The organism is Antarctobacter sp. (genome assembly GCF_048262615.1).
Classification (GTDB): Bacteria; Pseudomonadota; Alphaproteobacteria; order Rhodobacterales; family Rhodobacteraceae; genus Antarctobacter.
Genome location: NZ_JBLXFB010000008.1, coordinates 34843 through 51352, shown reverse-complemented (window position 1 = coordinate 51352; position 16510 = coordinate 34843). Strand labels below are relative to the sequence as shown.

Annotated in this window: 16 protein-coding genes; 11 read left to right on the top strand and 5 right to left on the bottom strand. The window is 64.9% G+C overall.

The genetic code is table 11. The features are described 5' to 3' along the window. Positions 1-134: 134 nt before the first annotated feature. The 7 genes from ACN0S5_RS10770 to lexA all read left to right on the top strand — a co-directional run bounded on the left by ACN0S5_RS10770 (position 135) and on the right by lexA (position 5721). A complete protein-coding gene (locus tag ACN0S5_RS10770) occupies positions 135-716 on the top strand; it encodes an anthranilate synthase component II (RefSeq protein ID WP_417208198.1) in 582 nt (193 codons plus the stop codon). Beyond that, complete coding sequence (gene trpD / locus ACN0S5_RS10765; RefSeq protein WP_417208197.1) at positions 713-1732, top strand: anthranilate phosphoribosyltransferase; 1020 nt, start codon at positions 713-715, stop codon at positions 1730-1732. The genes ACN0S5_RS10770 and trpD overlap by 4 nt, the downstream gene beginning before the upstream one ends. After that, the gene (locus ACN0S5_RS10760) at positions 1729-2403 is read left to right on the top strand and encodes a uracil-DNA glycosylase (protein ID WP_417208196.1); all 675 of its coding nucleotides are present in this window, start codon (positions 1729-1731) and stop codon (positions 2401-2403) included. The genes trpD and ACN0S5_RS10760 overlap by 4 nt, the downstream gene beginning before the upstream one ends. Then, on the top strand, positions 2400-3203 hold the full coding sequence (trpC, locus tag ACN0S5_RS10755; protein WP_417208195.1) for an indole-3-glycerol phosphate synthase TrpC: 804 nt from the start codon (positions 2400-2402) through the stop codon (positions 3201-3203). Before ACN0S5_RS10760 ends, trpC begins: the two co-directional genes overlap by 4 nt. Then, complete coding sequence (gene moaC, locus ACN0S5_RS10750) at positions 3200-3676, top strand: cyclic pyranopterin monophosphate synthase MoaC (protein WP_417208193.1); 477 nt, start codon at positions 3200-3202, stop codon at positions 3674-3676. Before trpC ends, moaC begins: the two co-directional genes overlap by 4 nt. Next, positions 3673-4839: a gephyrin-like molybdotransferase Glp gene (gene glp, locus ACN0S5_RS10745; RefSeq protein WP_417208191.1), complete on the top strand. Its 1167-nt coding sequence runs from the start codon at positions 3673-3675 to the stop codon at positions 4837-4839. Before moaC ends, glp begins: the two co-directional genes overlap by 4 nt. A 186-nt stretch (positions 4840-5025) precedes the next feature. After that, complete coding sequence (gene lexA, locus ACN0S5_RS10740) at positions 5026-5721, top strand: transcriptional repressor LexA (protein WP_417208189.1); 696 nt, start codon at positions 5026-5028, stop codon at positions 5719-5721. Here lexA and ACN0S5_RS10735 read toward each other — a convergent pair. Beyond that, entirely contained in the window at positions 5715-7784 is a 2070-nt protein-coding gene (locus ACN0S5_RS10735) for a ComEC/Rec2 family competence protein (protein ID WP_417208188.1), read from the bottom strand. The two genes, lexA and ACN0S5_RS10735, sit on opposite strands and share 7 nt — an antisense overlap. Before the next feature lie 76 nt (positions 7785-7860). Here ACN0S5_RS10735 and gltX point away from each other — a divergent pair, with 76 nt between their 5' ends. The 3 genes from gltX to ACN0S5_RS10720 all read left to right on the top strand — a co-directional run bounded on the left by gltX (position 7861) and on the right by ACN0S5_RS10720 (position 12021). Next, the gene (gltX, locus tag ACN0S5_RS10730; protein WP_417208187.1) at positions 7861-9276 is read left to right on the top strand and encodes a glutamate--tRNA ligase; all 1416 of its coding nucleotides are present in this window, start codon (positions 7861-7863) and stop codon (positions 9274-9276) included. 81 nt (positions 9277-9357) lie between these two features. Beyond that, complete coding sequence (gene gltA / locus ACN0S5_RS10725; protein WP_417208186.1) at positions 9358-10653, top strand: citrate synthase; 1296 nt, start codon at positions 9358-9360, stop codon at positions 10651-10653. A gap of 231 nt (positions 10654-10884) precedes the next feature. Further along, complete coding sequence (locus ACN0S5_RS10720; protein ID WP_417208185.1) at positions 10885-12021, top strand: hypothetical protein; 1137 nt, start codon at positions 10885-10887, stop codon at positions 12019-12021. An 18-nt stretch (positions 12022-12039) separates the two neighbouring features. Here ACN0S5_RS10720 and ACN0S5_RS10715 read toward each other — a convergent pair whose 3' ends face one another. Beyond that, the gene (locus ACN0S5_RS10715) at positions 12040-12816 is read right to left on the bottom strand and encodes an enoyl-CoA hydratase-related protein (RefSeq protein WP_417208184.1); all 777 of its coding nucleotides are present in this window, start codon (positions 12814-12816) and stop codon (positions 12040-12042) included. A 70-nt stretch (positions 12817-12886) separates the two neighbouring features. Then, positions 12887-13390, bottom strand: a complete 504-nt coding sequence (locus ACN0S5_RS10710) for a DUF2087 domain-containing protein (protein WP_417208183.1) — start codon at positions 13388-13390, stop codon at positions 12887-12889. A gap of 225 nt (positions 13391-13615) precedes the next feature. On the opposite strand from ACN0S5_RS10710, the gene ACN0S5_RS10705 reads away from it, so the two are divergent. Further along, positions 13616-13993, top strand: a complete 378-nt coding sequence (locus ACN0S5_RS10705; protein ID WP_417208182.1) for a VOC family protein — start codon at positions 13616-13618, stop codon at positions 13991-13993. An 11-nt stretch (positions 13994-14004) separates the two neighbouring features. Here ACN0S5_RS10705 and ACN0S5_RS10700 read toward each other — a convergent pair whose 3' ends face one another. Together ACN0S5_RS10700 and ACN0S5_RS10695 are read right to left on the bottom strand one after the other, a co-directional pair. Beyond that, on the bottom strand, positions 14005-14472 hold the full coding sequence (locus tag ACN0S5_RS10700; protein ID WP_417208181.1) for a cytochrome c-type biogenesis protein CcmH: 468 nt from the start codon (positions 14470-14472) through the stop codon (positions 14005-14007). Then, entirely contained in the window at positions 14469-16436 is a 1968-nt protein-coding gene (locus ACN0S5_RS10695) for a heme lyase CcmF/NrfE family subunit (protein WP_417208180.1), read from the bottom strand. Before ACN0S5_RS10695 ends, ACN0S5_RS10700 begins: the two co-directional genes overlap by 4 nt. Between the last annotated feature and the right edge of the window lie 74 nt (positions 16437-16510).

Genomic DNA, 16510 nt, shown 5'->3' with positions numbered 1-16510 from the left:
TTGCACCCTTGCCGGTCTTGACGCCACCAGTAGGGCCTGTGCATGTATACCGCGACGTGGCCCCGGGCCGCCAGCCCTCGTTCGCGTCCCCGCTCACAGACCCTGCCAAGCCACTTGCAGACGAAGGCCCGGCCATGCTGCTCTTGATCGATAACTACGACAGTTTCACCTACAACCTCGTCCATTATCTGGGCGAACAGGGGGCTGACGTGCAGGTCTGGCGCAACGACGCGTTGAACGTGCAAGAGGCAATGGCGCTGAACCCGGCGGGTATCGTCCTGTCCCCCGGCCCCGGCACGCCGGACCAGTCGGGCATCTGCCTTGCGCTGACAGAGGCCGCCGCAGAAACGGGCACGCCGCTGTTGGGCGTGTGCCTTGGCCATCAGACCATCGGTCAGACCTTTGGCGGAACTGTTGTGCGCCATGATGAGATCGTGCACGGCAAGATGGGTTCAATGCACCACCACGGGGAAAGCGTGTTCAAAGGCTTGCCATCACCGATCAAGGCAACCCGCTATCACAGCCTTGTGGTGCGCCGGTCAGACCTGCCCGAGACATTAAGAGTCACGGCAGAGCTGGAGGACGGCACCATCATGGGCCTGATGCACCGCGAGTTGCCGATCCACGGCGTGCAATTCCATCCGGAATCCATCGCCTCCGAACATGGGCATGCCATGTTGCAGAACTTTCTCGACGTCCTGAAGGTGCCGGCATGAGCGACGATCTCCGCCCCCTGATCGGCACCAGCGCCGACCGCCCACTGACCCGCGCCGAGGCGGAACGCGCCTTCGGCATCCTGTTTGCCGGTCAGGCGACACCGGCCCAGATCGGCGGGTTGCTGATGGCCCTGCGCACACGCGGAGAGACGGTGGATGAATACGCCGCCGCCGCCGCCGTCATGCGCGCCAAATGCAACAAGGTCGTCGCCCCTGCGGGGGCGATGGACATTGTCGGCACCGGCGGTGACGGCAAAGGCACGCTGAACATCTCGACCGCCACCGCCTTTGTGGTGGCGGGCGCGGGTGTGACCGTGGCCAAGCACGGCAACCGCAACCTGTCGTCGAAATCTGGCGCTGCCGATGCGCTGGGGCAGATGGGGATCAACGTGATGGTTGGCCCCGCCGTTGTGGAAAAAGCGCTGGCCGAGGTTGGCATCTGTTTCATGATGGCCCCCATGCACCACCCGGCCATGGCTCACGTTGGCCCGGTGCGGGCAGAACTGGCGACGCGCACCATCTTCAACATCCTCGGCCCGCTGACAAACCCGGCCGGCGTCAAGCGCCAGTTGACCGGGGCGTTCACGCGCGATCTGATCCGTCCGATGGCCGAGGTGCTGGGCAAACTGGGGTCCGAACGGGCCTGGCTGGTACATGGATCGGACGGCACCGATGAGTTGACCATAACCGGCGTCAGCTGGATCGCCGCGCTGGAAGAGGACGGCAGCATCCACGAGGCCGAACTGCACCCCGAGGACGCGGGCCTGCCCGTGCATCCGTTTGAGGACATCGTCGGCGGCACGCCCGAGGAAAACGGCCACGCCTTCCGCGCGCTGCTGGACGGCGCGCAGTCCGCCTATCGCGACGCGGTTCTGCTGAACTCTGCCGCCGCTCTGGTGATCGCGGGCAAGGCCACCGACCTGCGCGACGGGGTCGCGCGGGCGCGGCAGAGCATCGACAGCGGCGCGGCGCTGGCCAAGGTGCAGGCGCTGGCCAAGGCGACACAGGCGGCGTGAGCGTCGCGCCCCTGACCGCGCCACAAAGCTGGCGGCATCTGCCGTTTTTCGTGCAGGATCTGCCCCGGATCGCGGCGCATCTTGCCCAAAGCGACGCGCAGGTGCTGCCGCCTGCCCCACAGATCTTTGCCGCGCTGGAGGCCTGTCCGCCGCGAGCCACCCGCGTGGTGATCCTTGGGCAAGACCCCTATCCGACGCCCGGCCACGCCCACGGACTTGCCTTTTCGGTCGAGCCGGAGGTGCGCCCCCTGCCCCGTTCCCTGACCAACATCTACAAGGAGATGCAGGCGGATCTGGGCGCTGCCCCCGCCAACGGCGACCTGCGGTTTTGGGCCGAACAGGGCGTGCTGCTGCTGAACACCGCGCTGACGGTTGAGGCGGGCAAGGCGGGCGCACATGCCCGGCTTGGCTGGTCGCGCCTGACCGAACAGGTGCTTGCCGCGCTGTCGGATCACCCCCGCGCCTTCCTGCTTTGGGGCGCGCACGCGCAGGGATTTGCCAAGCATATCACCGGCGCGGATCACCTGATCCTGACCAGCGCCCATCCTTCGCCGCTGTCGGCGCGTCGGGGCTTTTTCGGCTCGCGGCCCTTTTCGCGCATCAACGACTGGCTTAAAGACAGGGGCGAGACGCCGATCAACTGGACGACGCCGGAAAGACCTGCCCCATGAGCACAACCATCCTCGACAAGATCAAGGCCTACAAGCTGGACGAAGTGGCCGCCGACAAGGCCGCCAAACCCCTGTCAGAGGTTGAGGCCGACGCCCGCAACGCCTCGCCCGTGCGCCGCTTTGCCGGGGCGCTGATGACGGCGTCAGAGACCGGCTATGGCCTGATCGCAGAGATCAAAAAGGCCTCTCCGTCCAAGGGGCTGATCCGCGCCGATTTCGACCCGGCGACACTGGCCCGCGCCTATGAGGCCGGTGGTGCCACCTGCCTGTCGGTGCTGACCGACACGCCGTCCTTTCAGGGCGCGAAACCCTTTCTGACGGCGGCGCGCGCCGCCTGCGCCCTGCCCGCCCTGCGCAAGGATTTCATGTACGACACCTATCAGGTGGCCGAAGCGCGCGCCCTTGGCGCGGACTGTATCCTGATCATCATGGCCTCTGTGTCGGACGCGCAGGCGGCGGAACTGGAGGATTGCGCACAGGGCTGGGACATGGACGTGCTGATCGAGGTGCATGACGGCGCGGAACTCGACCGCGCGCTGGCGCTGAAAAGCCCGCTGATCGGTGTGAACAACCGCAATCTCAAGACCTTTGAGACGACGCTGGACACGACCCGCGACCTGTCGAAACGCATCCCGGAGGACCGTTTCCTGATCTCCGAATCCGGTCTGAACAGCCCCGCCGATCTGGCGGACATGGCCGCCCACGGCGCGCGCGCCTTTCTGATTGGCGAAAGCCTGATGCGGCAGGACAACGTGACCGAAGCAACCCGCACGCTGCTGGCCAACCCGGTGCCGGCATGAGCGGCCTGTCCCATTTCGACGCCGCCGGCAACGCGCATATGGTCGATGTCTCGGACAAACCCGTGACCGACCGCATCGCCACCGCAGAGGGCCATGTGACAATGGCACCCGAGACCTTTGCCCTGATCACCGAGGGCCGCGCCAAAAAGGGCGATGTGATCGGCGTGGCGCGCCTTGCCGGGATCATGGGGGCCAAGAAAACGCCCGAACTGATCCCGCTGTGCCACCCGCTGCCGGTGACCAAGGTGACCGTCGATCTGGTGGCGGACCCCGACCTGCCCGGCCTGCGCATCACCGCGACGGTCAAGACCTCCGGCCAGACGGGTGTCGAGATGGAGGCGCTGACCGCCGTCTCGACCGCCGCGCTGACGGTCTATGACATGGTCAAGGCGGTGGACAAGGCAATGCAGATCGGCGGCATCCGCGTGCTGCTGAAGGACGGCGGCAAATCCGGGCGCTTTGAGGCGACATGATCCCCGTCACCCAAGCCCTCGACCACCTCTTTGCTCTGGCCGCTCCGCTGCCGGTGGAAACCGTGCCTCTGACAGAGGCGGCGGGACGGGTGTTGGCGCGCCCGGTCACCGCGCGGCGCGACCAGCCGCCGTTTCCCGCGTCGGCCATGGACGGCTATGCGGTTCCCGAGGCCGCAGCGGGGCAAAGCTTTACCGTCATCGGCGAAAGCGCGGCCGGCAAACGCTTTGACGCCTCTGTCGGACCGGGCGAGGCCGTGCGAATCTTCACCGGCGCGCCGGTGCCCGAAGGTGCCAACCGCATCGTCATCCAGGAGGACGTCACCCGCGATGGTGACCGGATCACCCTGCACGACGACCTTGACGAAAACACTTACATCCGCCCCGCAGGCACTGATTTCCGCGTCGGCCAGTCGGTGGACGCGCCCAAACGCCTGACCGCGCAGGATGTGGCGCTGCTGGCGGCCATGAACATCGCCGAGGTGCCTGTCACCCGCAGGCCGCGCGTGGCGCTGATTTCCACAGGCAATGAACTGGTTATGCCCGGCGAAACCCCCGGCCCCGACCAGATCATCGCCTCGAACACCTTCGGGTTGCAGGCCTTGTTGCGTGAACTTGGGGCCGAAGCGCGCATTTTGCCCATCGCACGCGACACCTCTGCCTCGCTCATCCACGGGTTTTCTCTGGTCGAAGACGCGGACCTTGTGATCACCATTGGCGGGGCCTCCGTGGGCGATCACGATCTGGTGGCGCAAGTGGCCGAAGAACTGGGCATGGACCGCGCCTTTCACACGGTCGCCATGCGTCCCGGCAAGCCGCTGATGTCCGGCCGCCTGAACGACGCCATGATGATCGGCCTGCCCGGCAACCCGGTGTCCGCGATGGTCTGCGGCCATGTGTTTGTAGCCCCGGTGATCCGCGCCATGCTGGGTCTGGGTGCGGTCCCTGCGCCGCGCCTGACGGCACGGCTTGCCGCACCGCTGACGGCAAACGGTCCGCGCGAACACTATATGCGGGCAGAGTTGTCAGGGGACGGCATTGCCGCGCTCGACCGTCAGGATTCCAGCCTGCTCAGCGTGCTGAGCCGCGCAAATGCGCTGCTGGTGCGCCCGGTCAAAGACCCCGCGCGCGCAGTTGGTGAGACCGTCGCCTATCTGCCATTGTAGTCAATGCGGGGTAGTCAATGCAGGCACCCCGCCCGAGGGTTTTTCCGAAACCGGAGACCCGTGTGCGCGGGCACCCTTTGGCGTCCTGACGCCAACCCGCAACAAATTCCACGCAAGATCGACGGCATTATTGACACAAAACAGGAACACCCGTAGAACAAAAGTTAACAAACACGGGGTTGCGCCATGCTGACGAAGAAACAACTGGATCTTCTGGAGTTCATCAACAAACGGATGACCCGTGATGGCGTCCCGCCCAGTTTCGATGAAATGAAAGACGCGCTGGATCTGCGGTCGAAGTCGGGCATTCACCGGCTGATCACCGCGCTGGAGGAACGTGGGTTCATCCGCCGTCTGGCCCACCGGGCGCGCGCCATCGAAATCGTGAAACTGCCCGAAAGCCTTGGTGGCCATCCGGTCGGGTTTACCCCCACGGTGATCGACGGCGACCGCGCCGACAACCGTCCCTCTGGCGCGTTCAATCTGGGGGCCGCGAACCTGACGGAACTGCCGCTGGTGGGCAGCATCGCCGCCGGTCGCCCGATCGAGGCGATCAACGATCCCGCGCCGGGGGTGTCGGTTCCCGGTCAGATGTTGCGCGGACAGGGCCGCCACTACGCGCTTGAGGTCAAGGGCGACTCGATGATCGATGCGGGCATCAACGACGGTGACGTGGTGGTGATCCGCGAATCCCCCGATGCGTCGGACGGCGATATCGTCGTCGCCCAGATCGAGGGCTATGAGGCCACGCTGAAACGGTTCCGCCGCAAGGGCGACATGATCATCCTTGAGGCCGCGAACCCCGCCTATGAACCGCGCGTCCTGCCAGAGGGCTCTGTCACCGTGCAGGGGCGTCTTGTCGGGTTGATCCGCACTTACTGAGCACGCCACGCCAGCCGAAAATCCTCTGGCGCGCCACCGTGCCAGAGCCTTGTGCCCGACAGATCGCGGTTTGTGACGATGCGCGGTGTACCATCGTCCAACCAGACCGCGACAGAGCCGCTTTCGCGCAGGCGCGCCGGGTCAAAGATCTCACACCCGCCGGGCAGGTCGATATCGACACTGGAGACGACGATTTGACCGCGTTGGCAGGACGAGACGCGGGCGGCGGCGCGTTTGCCCTGAAGGTGCAGGATGTGCAGCCCCTCCAGATCCGCCCGCGCCGTGCGATCCGTGACAGGGTCCGGCCAGAGGGCCGCCGCCTGCGGCTGGCTGTAGCCCTGTCCGTCATTCTCCAGCCAGACCTCGGCCACAAAACCCGATCCGCGGTCCCGTGACAGCGCCCGTCCCGTCGGTGTCATCAGCCCGACCAGCGTGCCGCTGTCGGCGATCAGCACCGGGGGCCGTTCTGTCCCTGCCCAGAGCACAACGGCCAGCGCCAGCGGCGCAAGCCCCGCCAGCCGCCCGCGCCCGCGCCAGAGGCAGAGGAACAGCCCACCCGCCGCGATCAGCGGCAGGACAACCGGCGCAGGGGCCACGATATGCCCCACCGCCCCGTCCCAGCCCGCGACCGTATGCGCCACACCCAAGATCCAGCCCAACCCCAGCGCCATCACCTTCAGCGCGATCCAGTCCAGACCAAAGGGCATCAGCAAGGCCGCCAGCACCGCCAGCGGCACCACCCAAATGCCCATGACCGGCACCGCGACAAGGTTGGCCAGCAGGCCGTATTGGGCGATCTGGTTGAAATGCGCCATGCCCACCGGCGCGGTCGCCGCGCCCGCCACCGCCGAGGACACGACCACCGACAGCACCGGTGCGATCCAGCGCGGCAGGTCATGGTCGCGCTGCCAGATGCTCAGCCGTTCAAACACCGCCACCAGTGCCGTGGTGGCCGCAAAGGACATCTGGAAACCGGGGCCCAGCAGCGCCTCGGGCCGCATCACCAGCACCACCAGCGCCGCAATCGCGACGCTGCGCAGGCTCAGCGCGCGGCGGTCCAGCATCATCGCGCAGAGCGCGGCGGCCACCATCATGAAGGCCCGTTCCGTCGCCACGTTACCACCCGACAAAGCAAGGTAACCCGCCGCCGCCAGCAGCGCGCCGCCCGCCGCCAGTTTTTTGACCGGCCAGTGATGCCGGACGTGCGGGTGCAACAACAGCCCCAGCCGCAACGCCGCAAAGACAAACCCCGCCAGCAGTCCCATATGCAGTCCGGAGATCGCCAGCAAATGCGCAAGGTTGCTGTCGCGCAGCGCCTGCAACGTGTCCTGTCCCATGCCAGAGCGGTCCCCGGTCATGATCGCGGCGGCAAAGGCACCGCGCTCTCCGGGCAGCGCGGCCTGCACCCGTGCCGATAGCCACAGCCGCAACCGCGCCACGCGCAGCCCCTCGCTCGCCGGTTCCAGCAACAGCACCGGGGTGCGCGTATAGCCCACCGCCCCCAGCCGCAGGAACCAGGCGTGGCGGCGAAAATCAAAACCGCCGGGTTCCACCGCGCCGCCGGGCGACGACAGATGCCCGGTCAGGATCACCACCTGACCGGGTTTCGGATCAAGATAGCCTTGGGTGCCGTGCAAAGAGACGCGCACGCGGGTCGGCACATCGTCCGGGTCCATCCGTTCCAGCACCACGCGGTCCAGCGTCAGCCGCAGCGCGTCCGAGGCAGAGCGATCAATCTGGATCACCCGCCCCTCGATGGCCCCGTAATAGCGGAAATCCAACACCGGACCAGCGACCCGATGCGCCCGCGCACCAGCCAGCGCAAAACCCAATGAGGCCAACGCCAATGCCGCCAGCAGCGGCCCCCAGACCGGCCCGGCACGGTGTTGCAGCACCGCCAGCAGGCCAAGCGACCCGCACACCCACAGCAAAGACACCGGCGGCTCAATCCGCAGGGCGAAAAAGATCCCGATGCCGGTCGCAAGGCAGACCGGTGCCCATGGAAACAGGTGGCCGCGCTGTCCCAGAAGGACCGATGACAGCCAAGAGAGGGGTTGACCCATGCTTGCCCCCCGATGGGTGGCTCGTTAAGGAACGCCCTAACTTACCCTCCCCGCCGTTAGGAAAAGGTTAACCACGATGTCCGACGCTCAAGTCGTCACCCGTTTCGCTCCCTCGCCCACTGGTTTCCTGCACATCGGCGGGGCGCGCACCGCGCTGTTCAACTGGCTGTACGCCCGTGGACGCGGCGGCAAGTTCCTGTTGCGGATCGAGGACACCGACCGCGCCCGCTCCACCCCCGTGGCGACAGAGGCGATCCTGCGCGGGCTGGACTGGCTGGGTCTTGACCACGACGGCGAGGTGATCAGCCAGTTCGCCCGCGCCGACCGTCACGCCGAGGTCGCGCACGCGTTGCTGGCCAAGGGGGCAGCCTACAAATGTTTCTCGACCCAGGAAGAGATCGAATCCTTCCGCGAAACCGCCCGCGCCGAGGGACGGTCCACCCTGTTCCAAAGCCCGTGGCGCGACGCGGACCCCGCCACGCATCCGGACGCGCCTTATGTGGTGCGCCTGAAGACCCCGACCGAGGGCGAGACCGTCATCAAAGACGAGGTGCAAGGCACCGTCACCATCCGCAACGATCAGCTGGACGATATGGTGCTGCTGCGGTCGGACGGCACGCCGGTCTATATGCTGGCGGTGGTGGTCGATGACTTTGACATGGGCGTGACCCATGTGATCCGGGGCGACGACCACCTCAACAACGCCGCGCGCCAGATGGGCATTTACACCGCGATGGGCTGGCCGCTGCCGATCTACGCCCATATCCCGCTGATCCACGGACCCGACGGAAAAAAGCTGTCCAAACGTCACGGGGCGCTGGGGGCCGACGAGTATCAAAAGATGGGCTACCCCGCCGCGGGCATGCGCAACTACCTTGCGCGGCTGGGCTGGAGCCACGGCGATGACGAATTCTTTACCGATGCGCAGGCAAAAGACTGGTTCGACTTGGGTGGAATCGGCAAGTCTCCGGCGCGTTTCGACTTGAAGAAACTGGAAAATCTGTGTGGCCAGCACATCGCTGTCGCGGATGATGCTGCGCTGCTGCATGAAATCGAGGCTTACCTAGAGGCAACCGGTGAGGTTAAACTGCCCGAGGAAAAACGCGATGGTCTGGGACGTGCGATGTATTGCCTCAAGGAGCGGGCCAAAACCTTCCCGGAACTGCTTGAAAAGGCTCATTTTGTTCTGACGGACACGCCGATCGTTCCGGATGAGAAGGCGGCGAAGAACCTCGACGCGGTATCCCGTGGTATACTGGCCGCGTTGACGCCGCAGCTGCAAGATGCTAGCTGGACCAAAGAGGAATTGGAGACGGTGCTGAACCGTTTCGCCGAAGATCAGGGAACCAAGTTCGGCAAGCTTGCCGGCCCGCTTCGGGCCGCGCTTGCCGGGCGTGCGGTGACCCCGTCGGTCTTTGACATGATGCTCGTTCTGGGCCGCGACGAAAGCCTCGCGCGTCTCGCTCGGGCTGCGGCCGAAAAAGAGGGCTGAGGCCCCCGGAACCGGCCATGTGACTTCAACCGGCAGGGCCGCATTCCGGCCCCGCCCCACGATACCAGAGGGATGACAAGCATGGCTGAGACCACCAAGACCGCGACGCTGACGATCGACGGAACCAACTTTGACTTGCCGATTCACTCGCCGACCGCCGGTCCGGACGTGATCGACATCCGCAAGCTTTATGGTCAGGCGGGCGTCTTCACCTACGACCCCGGCTTTACCTCGACCGCGTCCTGCGACTCGACCATCACCTTTATCGACGGCGACAAGGGTGAGCTGCTGCACCGGGGCTATCCCATCGACCAGCTGGCCGAGAAATCGCACTATCTGGAGGTCTGCTTTCTGCTGCTTTACGGCTATCTGCCCAAGGCCGGAGAGCTTGAAGACTTCGAGAACACGATCACCCGCCACACGATGATCCACGAGCAGATGTACAACTTCTTCCGTGGGTTCCGCCGCGACGCGCATCCGATGGCGGTCATGGTGGGTGTGGTCGGGGCGATGGCCGCTTTCTACCACGACAGCACCGACATCGCCGACCCGCGCCAGCGCGAGATCGCCAGCCACCGCCTGATCGCCAAGATGCCGACCATTGCGGCGATGGCCTACAAATACTCGATCGGTCAGCCCTTCGTGTACCCGCGCAACGATCTGGACTATGCGGCGAACTTTTTGCACATGTGCTTCAGCGTTCCGGCTGAGGAATATGTCGTCGACCCGATCCTTGCCCGCGCGATGGACCGCATCTTTACCCTGCACGCCGACCACGAACAAAACGCCTCGACCTCGACCGTGCGACTGGCCTCGTCCTCGGGTGCGAACCCGTTTGCCTGCATCGCCGCGGGTGTGGCCTGCCTTTGGGGCCCCGCACATGGTGGCGCCAATCAGGCCTGCCTTGAAATGCTCAAGGAAATCGGCGCGCCCGAGAACATCCCGGAATACATCGCCCGCGCCAAGGACAAGAACGATCCGTTCCGCCTGATGGGCTTTGGCCACCGCGTCTACAAGAACTTCGACCCGCGCGCCAAGGTGATGAAGCAGTCCGCCGATGAGGTGCTGGACCTGCTGGGGGTGGAAAACAACCCGGTTCTGGCCACCGCCAAGGAACTGGAACGGCAGGCGCTGGCCGATCCCTATTTTGCCGAGAAAAAGCTGTTCCCGAATGTCGATTTCTATTCGGGTATCATCCTCGAGGCGATGGGCTTCCCGACCTCGATGTTCACGCCAATCTTCGCCCTGTCGCGCACCGTTGGCTGGGTCAGCCAGTGGAAAGAGATGCTGAACGATCCGCAGAACAAGATCGGCCGCCCGCGCCAGTTGTATCTGGGCGAGACCGAGCGCGACTACGTGGACATCGAAAACCGCTGACAGCCGCCAGACCCGAAACCAGACCCGCCACGCCGATTCGCGTGGCGGGTTTTTTGGTGTCCTGCGCCCTGCCCCGAACCGACGACAATTTTTTTACCGTCGATCTACTGTTTCCCAATCATCTGTTGAACGGCCTGATTTTCAGGAAGAAATCATCAAAAACTTGCCTCAATCCTGACCGGATTGCAGTCTCGCGCAATCCAGACATCGCGGCGGCAAGGAGACTGACCCATGACAATCACGCGTGAGATCACTGTACAACTTGGGTGCGATCCCTCTGTCTCTGTCCTGATAAGCGAGGTGTCCGACGGCTCTCTCATCATCCGCCTTTCGGACATCGACGGCGTCGCACCGAACGATCTGGACGGGTTCTTCTTTGACCTGACGGATGAGGCTTTGCTGGACGCGGAACTGACGGTCTGGCCGTTTGTGAACACCGGCAACATCACCGGTTTCGACACCGGCGACGACGATCAGATGACCCTCTCCAACGGCGCGACGCTGGCCGAAGGCTATGACGTCAGCCTGCAATTCGGCGAGGTGCCCGACAGCACCGAGGGCAATGTCACCGGTCTGGGCTTTACGCTCTACAGCGACAGCGGCGTGCCACTGACACTCGAAGACATCGACCTCGAAAAGCTTGCGCTTGTGGTCAATTCCGACGGTGGCGAGGGTAAGGTCCTGCTGCCGCACGACGGTGAGGCCGCAGAGGATGACGGCGAAGACGATGTCGATGACGATGGCGTCTGCGAATTCACCATCACCGATGCCTCCGGGCTGGAGGTGACGGTCACGCTGACAGAGCTGGCGAACGGCGAAATGCAGGTCGACGTTGAGATGCCCGACGGCAGCGACGCCACCATTGGCGACCTGCGCGGCGTCTTCTTCAACATGAACGACGAAAGCAAGCTTGACGATCTGATGGTGTCCGGCGCGGACGTTTCCAGCAGCCAGTTCGCCGCCAACGACGTCAGCAACCTTGGCCACGGCGCCAACATCAAAGGCGATATCCTCAACACCTACGGCGAGTTCGACGGCGGGGTCGAGATCGGCTCTCAGGGCATTGGCAGCGACGACATCCAGAGCACCTCGTTTGTCCTCAGCCACCCCGACGGCCTCAGCCTTGATGATTTCGAGGGGCAGGCGTTTGCCCTGCGCCTGACCTCTGTCGGCACGGAAGAGGACGGCCGCGAAGACTCGCTGAAGCTGGTGGGCACCTGCGAGCCGACGCCGCCGCCGCCGATGGACTGCACGGACGAATACGACGTATTCTACACCTCGATCATGGCCGCCGCCGCGCCGGAAGAAGAGCATGCCCCGGTCGCCGACGAGACCAGCGAGGACGACCCGCTGCTGGAATTGATCTGATCTCGCCGTCGCTTCGGATCAGCGCCCTTCGTAGATCGCGGGGCGCTTTTCCATGAAGGCGACAACGCCTTCCTTAAAATCGCGGGTCTTGCCGCATTCGCCCTGCAATTTCGATTCGACGCCCAGTTGGGTTTCCAGATCGTTGTCATGGCTGGCCCGCAGCGCCTGTTTGACGCGCAGATAGGCGGCGGTCGGCCCCTTGGCCAGATGCGCCGCGCGTCCCGCCACATGGGCGGCAAAGGCGTCGTCGGCAACCGCCTCCCAGATCATGCCCCAGTCATCCGCCTGCCGGGCGGTGATCTTTTCGGCAAAAAGCGCGGCGCCCATCGCCTTGGCCAGCCCCATCTGACGCGGCAACAGCCAGGTGCCGCCCGCATCGGGGATCAACCCGATCCGGGTAAAGGCTTGCAGGAAAAACGCCGACTCGGTTGCAATCACCACATCCGCCGACAGCGCCAGATTGGCCCCTGCCCCCGCCGCCGCGCCATTGACGGCGCTGATCGTCGGCACCGGGCAGTCATAGATCGCCCGCAGCATCGGCACGTATTCGTCGCGCAGGGTGCGTTCCAGATCGAGGTTGGCGGCATTGGCCCGGTCGCCCAGATCCTGACCCGAGCAGAACGACTTGCCCGCCCCGGTCAGCACCACCACCCGTGCCTCGCGCCCGCCGCGCGCCACCGCATCGGTGATCTCGGCCCGCATCTGGGTGTTGAGCGCGTTCATCACGTCGGGCCGGTTCAGCGTCACGGTGGCGACGTCCTCGGCCACCCCGTAGGTGATCATGTCGTAGTGCATCGGCGAACTCCCTTTTCGTTGCCGCGCATGAAACATCGCTCCCCCCGGAAAGGCAAAGCCAAACGCGGCGTCACAGATGCCGAACCCGAGAGATCAGCGCCCGCGCCTCCGGCGTCGGCTTGCGCTCGACCCGCACATAGGCGCTGCCGTCCCTTTCGCGCCGCAGCAATCCGTGCTCGATCATCGCGCGCCGGATCTGCGCCGCGTCCCGAAAGGTGCAGAGCCCGTCGATCACGCCGCTGACCTGCCGTTCGGTCCAGATCGTGTCGGGCGGCAGTTGCGCCCAGATCACCCAGAGGCACAACCCCTGCACGCTGGTCTTTGCCGGCCAATCGGTGAAGCGCGATTTTTCGTCGAAAAATCGTCCCGCCCGCGCCACGGCCCTGTCGTCCACAGGCTCGGGCGGGGTCTCGGACAATCGCGCGCGCAGATGTTGGTAGTTTCGAAAACCCGCCGCGCGGGCGATCAGCCCCAGCATCTCAAGATGTGAGGGCGGGCTATCCAACCCGGCCCGCAGGGTTTTGGCAAAACCGGACAGGTCCGGAATGGTCAGGGATATGGGATCTCGCGACATGGGTTTGCTCCGTCACCGATACCGCCTCCCCGGATCGGGGATTGGAGGGTCGCCCTTGTCCATGGGCATCGCGCAAGCAATCCATGGGAACCGTCGGAAAAGCAGGTTTAGCAAACGGCGACGCCTGGGTGAACTGCGGACCCTGACCCGCGTCTTAGCAGAGGACGCCCCGCCGGTCCATTGCAAGCGTTGACCACGCGCCCCGCCCTCTGCCATGCTCTGGCCATGACCTACAAACCCGACGGCTATACCGATCTGTCCCCCTACCTGATCCTGTCCGATCCCGAGGCGACCTTGCGATTCTGCGAGGCGGTCTTTGGCGCCACCCGTCTGCGTGTCATCCACGACGGCGACCGCATCATGCACGCTGAATGCCGGATCGGCGATACCGTCTTGATGATGGGCGGGGCCGAGGGCGGCGCGGATGCGATGATCCATCTCTACCTGCCCGATCCCGACGCCGCCTTTGCGCGCGCATTGGCGCAGGGCGCGACAGAGATCCAACCGATGATGGAAAAAGGCGATGGCGACCGGCGCGGCGGTTTTCGCGCGCCCTGCGGGACGCAATGGTTTGTGGCGAAACAGATGGGCGCGCCTGCCTGAGACCGCCCGGCCTAGTCTTTCAGCAACTCATCCAGCCGCTTTTGCTCATCCGTGCTCAGCCCCGCCTCTCCGCCTGCGGGCATCTGGCCGCGGCGACGAATATAGACAATGCCCATCCCCAGCGCGATCACGAACAGCCCCGGACCAGTGGCCCAGAGCAGCCAGTTCCAGCCGCCGGTCGTGGGCTTCAGCAGGACAAACTCGCCGTAGCGATCGACGATAAAGGCCACCACCTCCGCGTCCGTGTCGCCCGCCAGCAGACGTTCACGCACCAGCAGCCGCAGGTCTTTCGCCAGCGAGGCGTTGCTTTCGTCGATGCTCTCGTTCTGGCAGACCAGACAGCGCAGCCCCGCCGAGATATCGCGGGCCCGCGCCTCCAGCGCCGGATCGTCCAACACCTCGTCGGGCTGCACCGCCATCCCCACGGTCGAAACCAAGGCAAGGACACACCCAAGGATGTAGCGCCGCAACCGCCTCATTCCGCAGGCACCCCCTGCACCGGGGCCGCCTTGCGCGCGCCCGCCGCGATCCGGTAGCGACGGTCGCTGAGGCTCAGGCCGCCGCCAAGCGCCATCAGGATGGCCCCGCCCCAGATCCAGTTCGCCAGCGGCTTGATATAGACCCGCATGACCCAGCCGCCGCCGTCCTGCGCATCGCCGATCACCACATAGACGTCACGCATGAACCGATAGTCGATGGCGGCCTCTGTGGTGGGCATCTGCGCCACCGGGTAGATGCGTTTCTCGGGGCTAAGCACGGTAACCTCGCGCCCCGCCTTGGTGACCAGCACCTGCCCCATGGTCGAAATATAGTTGGGGCCCTGCACGCGCTGCACGTCTTGCAGGGTGAACTCATAGGCACCAACCTCGTACGGGGCGTTCAGACTGGCAACGCGGATGTCCTCTTGTTGCCAAGCCAGCATCCCGGCGATGCCCAGCATGGTCACGCCAAGGCCCGAATGCGCCACCGCCTTGCCCCATTCAGAGCGCGGCAGCCGGAACAGACGCGACAGGTCGCGGTTCTGGCCGGTGCGGCTGATCAGGTCGGTGGCCGCCCCCGCGACCAGCCATGTGCCAAGGAAAACACCAATCGGCCCCATCAGACTGCGACCGGTCTGCATCGCCCAGACCAGCCCCATCAGCGCCACGGCCAGCCCGAAGGCAGGCAGCAACGCCCGGAACACCCGGCCCAGCTTGCCCCGTTTCCAGCTGATCATCGCGCCGATGGGCATGATCAGTCCCAGCACCACCATGAAAGGCGTAAAGGCCATGTTGAAGAACGGCGCACCGACCGACAGCTTCCGGTCGAACATCATCTCCGCCATAAAGGGCCACATGGTGCCGACGAAAACCACCAAGCTGGACACCGCCAGCAGGATGTTGTTCGCCACCAGCGCGCTTTCGCGGCTGACGACGCCAAAGACGCCTTTCGCCTCCATCGCCTGCGCCCGCGCCGCGAACAGCGTGAGGGCACCGCCGGTGAAGAACAGCAGGATATACAGGATGAACTTGCCGCGCACCGGGTCGTTGGCAAAGGCATGCACGCTGGTCAGCAGGCCCGACCGCACAATGAACGTCCCGATCAGCGAGAACCCGAAGGCAAGGATCGCCAGCAGGATCGTCCAGCTTTTGAGCGACTCGCGCTTTTCCACCACGATGGCGGAATGCAGCAGCGCGGCGGCAAAGAGCCAAGGCATGAAAGAGGCATTTTCCACCGGATCCCAGAACCAGAAACCGCCCCAGCCCAGCTCATAGTAGGCCCACCACGATCCCAGCGCGATGCCGATGGTCAGAAAGATCCACGCCGCCAGCGTCCAGGGCCGCACCCAGCGCCCCCAAGCCGCGTCAACGCGCCCCTCGATCAGCGCGGCAACCGCAAAGCTGAAGCAGATCGAAAGCCCGACATAGCCAAGGTACAGGAACGGCGGGTGAAAGGCCAAACCGGGGTCCTGCAACAGCGGGTTGAGGTCGGTGCCGTTGATCGGAGCGACGGACAACCGCTGAAACGGGTTCGAGGTGAACAGGATAAAGGCGTAAAACGCCGCCGAGACAGAGCTTTGGACCGCCAGCACCCGTGCCCGCAGCGTCGGTGGCACGTTGGAGCCAAACCATGCGGCGCAGGCCCCGAACAGCGCCAGAATCAGCACCCAAAGCAGCATGGACCCTTCGTGATTGCCCCAGACGCCCGAGATCTTGTAGAGCATCGGCTTGTCGGAATGGCTGTTCTCATAGACGATCCGCAGCGTGAAATCGGAGACCACAAAGGCGTGGGTCAGCGCCGCGAAACTGGCCGCAACCAGCAGGAATTGCAGCGTTGCCGCCGGTTCCCCGACCGCCATCCAGCCCGGCCAACGCTTGTGCGCGCCGATCATTGGCATGACCATTTGAACGATCGAGACCAGAAAGGCCAGGATGAGGGCGAAATGTCCGAGCTCTGTAATCATGAGCCGGACTATAGGGCCGCGAAAAATGCGGGCCAATCGAAATCGGCCCGCGGATCAGATCACAATGTCGCAAT

Excerpts from the sequence above, each read along its gene's own strand:
- glp (WP_417208191.1), top strand. The coding sequence starts at position 3,673 with ATGATCCCCGTCACCCAAGCCCTCGACCACCTCTTTGCTCTGGCCGCT.
- ACN0S5_RS10735 (WP_417208188.1), bottom strand. The coding sequence starts at position 7,784 with ATGGGTCAACCCCTCTCTTGGCTGTCATCGGTCCTTCTGGGACAGCGC.
- ACN0S5_RS10720 (WP_417208185.1), top strand. The coding sequence starts at position 10,885 with ATGACAATCACGCGTGAGATCACTGTACAACTTGGGTGCGATCCCTCT.
- ACN0S5_RS10695 (WP_417208180.1), bottom strand. The coding sequence starts at position 16,436 with ATGATTACAGAGCTCGGACATTTCGCCCTCATCCTGGCCTTTCTGGTC.
- trpD (WP_417208197.1), top strand. The coding sequence starts at position 713 with ATGAGCGACGATCTCCGCCCCCTGATCGGCACCAGCGCCGACCGCCCA.
- trpC (WP_417208195.1), top strand. The coding sequence starts at position 2,400 with ATGAGCACAACCATCCTCGACAAGATCAAGGCCTACAAGCTGGACGAA.
- ACN0S5_RS10715 (WP_417208184.1), bottom strand. The coding sequence starts at position 12,816 with ATGCACTACGACATGATCACCTACGGGGTGGCCGAGGACGTCGCCACC.
- gltA (WP_417208186.1), top strand. The coding sequence starts at position 9,358 with ATGGCTGAGACCACCAAGACCGCGACGCTGACGATCGACGGAACCAAC.
- ACN0S5_RS10700 (WP_417208181.1), bottom strand. The coding sequence starts at position 14,472 with ATGAGGCGGTTGCGGCGCTACATCCTTGGGTGTGTCCTTGCCTTGGTT.
- ACN0S5_RS10705 (WP_417208182.1), top strand. The coding sequence starts at position 13,616 with ATGACCTACAAACCCGACGGCTATACCGATCTGTCCCCCTACCTGATC.
- ACN0S5_RS10770 (WP_417208198.1), top strand. The coding sequence starts at position 135 with ATGCTGCTCTTGATCGATAACTACGACAGTTTCACCTACAACCTCGTC.
- gltX (WP_417208187.1), top strand. The coding sequence starts at position 7,861 with ATGTCCGACGCTCAAGTCGTCACCCGTTTCGCTCCCTCGCCCACTGGT.
- lexA (WP_417208189.1), top strand. The coding sequence starts at position 5,026 with ATGCTGACGAAGAAACAACTGGATCTTCTGGAGTTCATCAACAAACGG.
- moaC (WP_417208193.1), top strand. The coding sequence starts at position 3,200 with ATGAGCGGCCTGTCCCATTTCGACGCCGCCGGCAACGCGCATATGGTC.
- ACN0S5_RS10710 (WP_417208183.1), bottom strand. The coding sequence starts at position 13,390 with ATGTCGCGAGATCCCATATCCCTGACCATTCCGGACCTGTCCGGTTTT.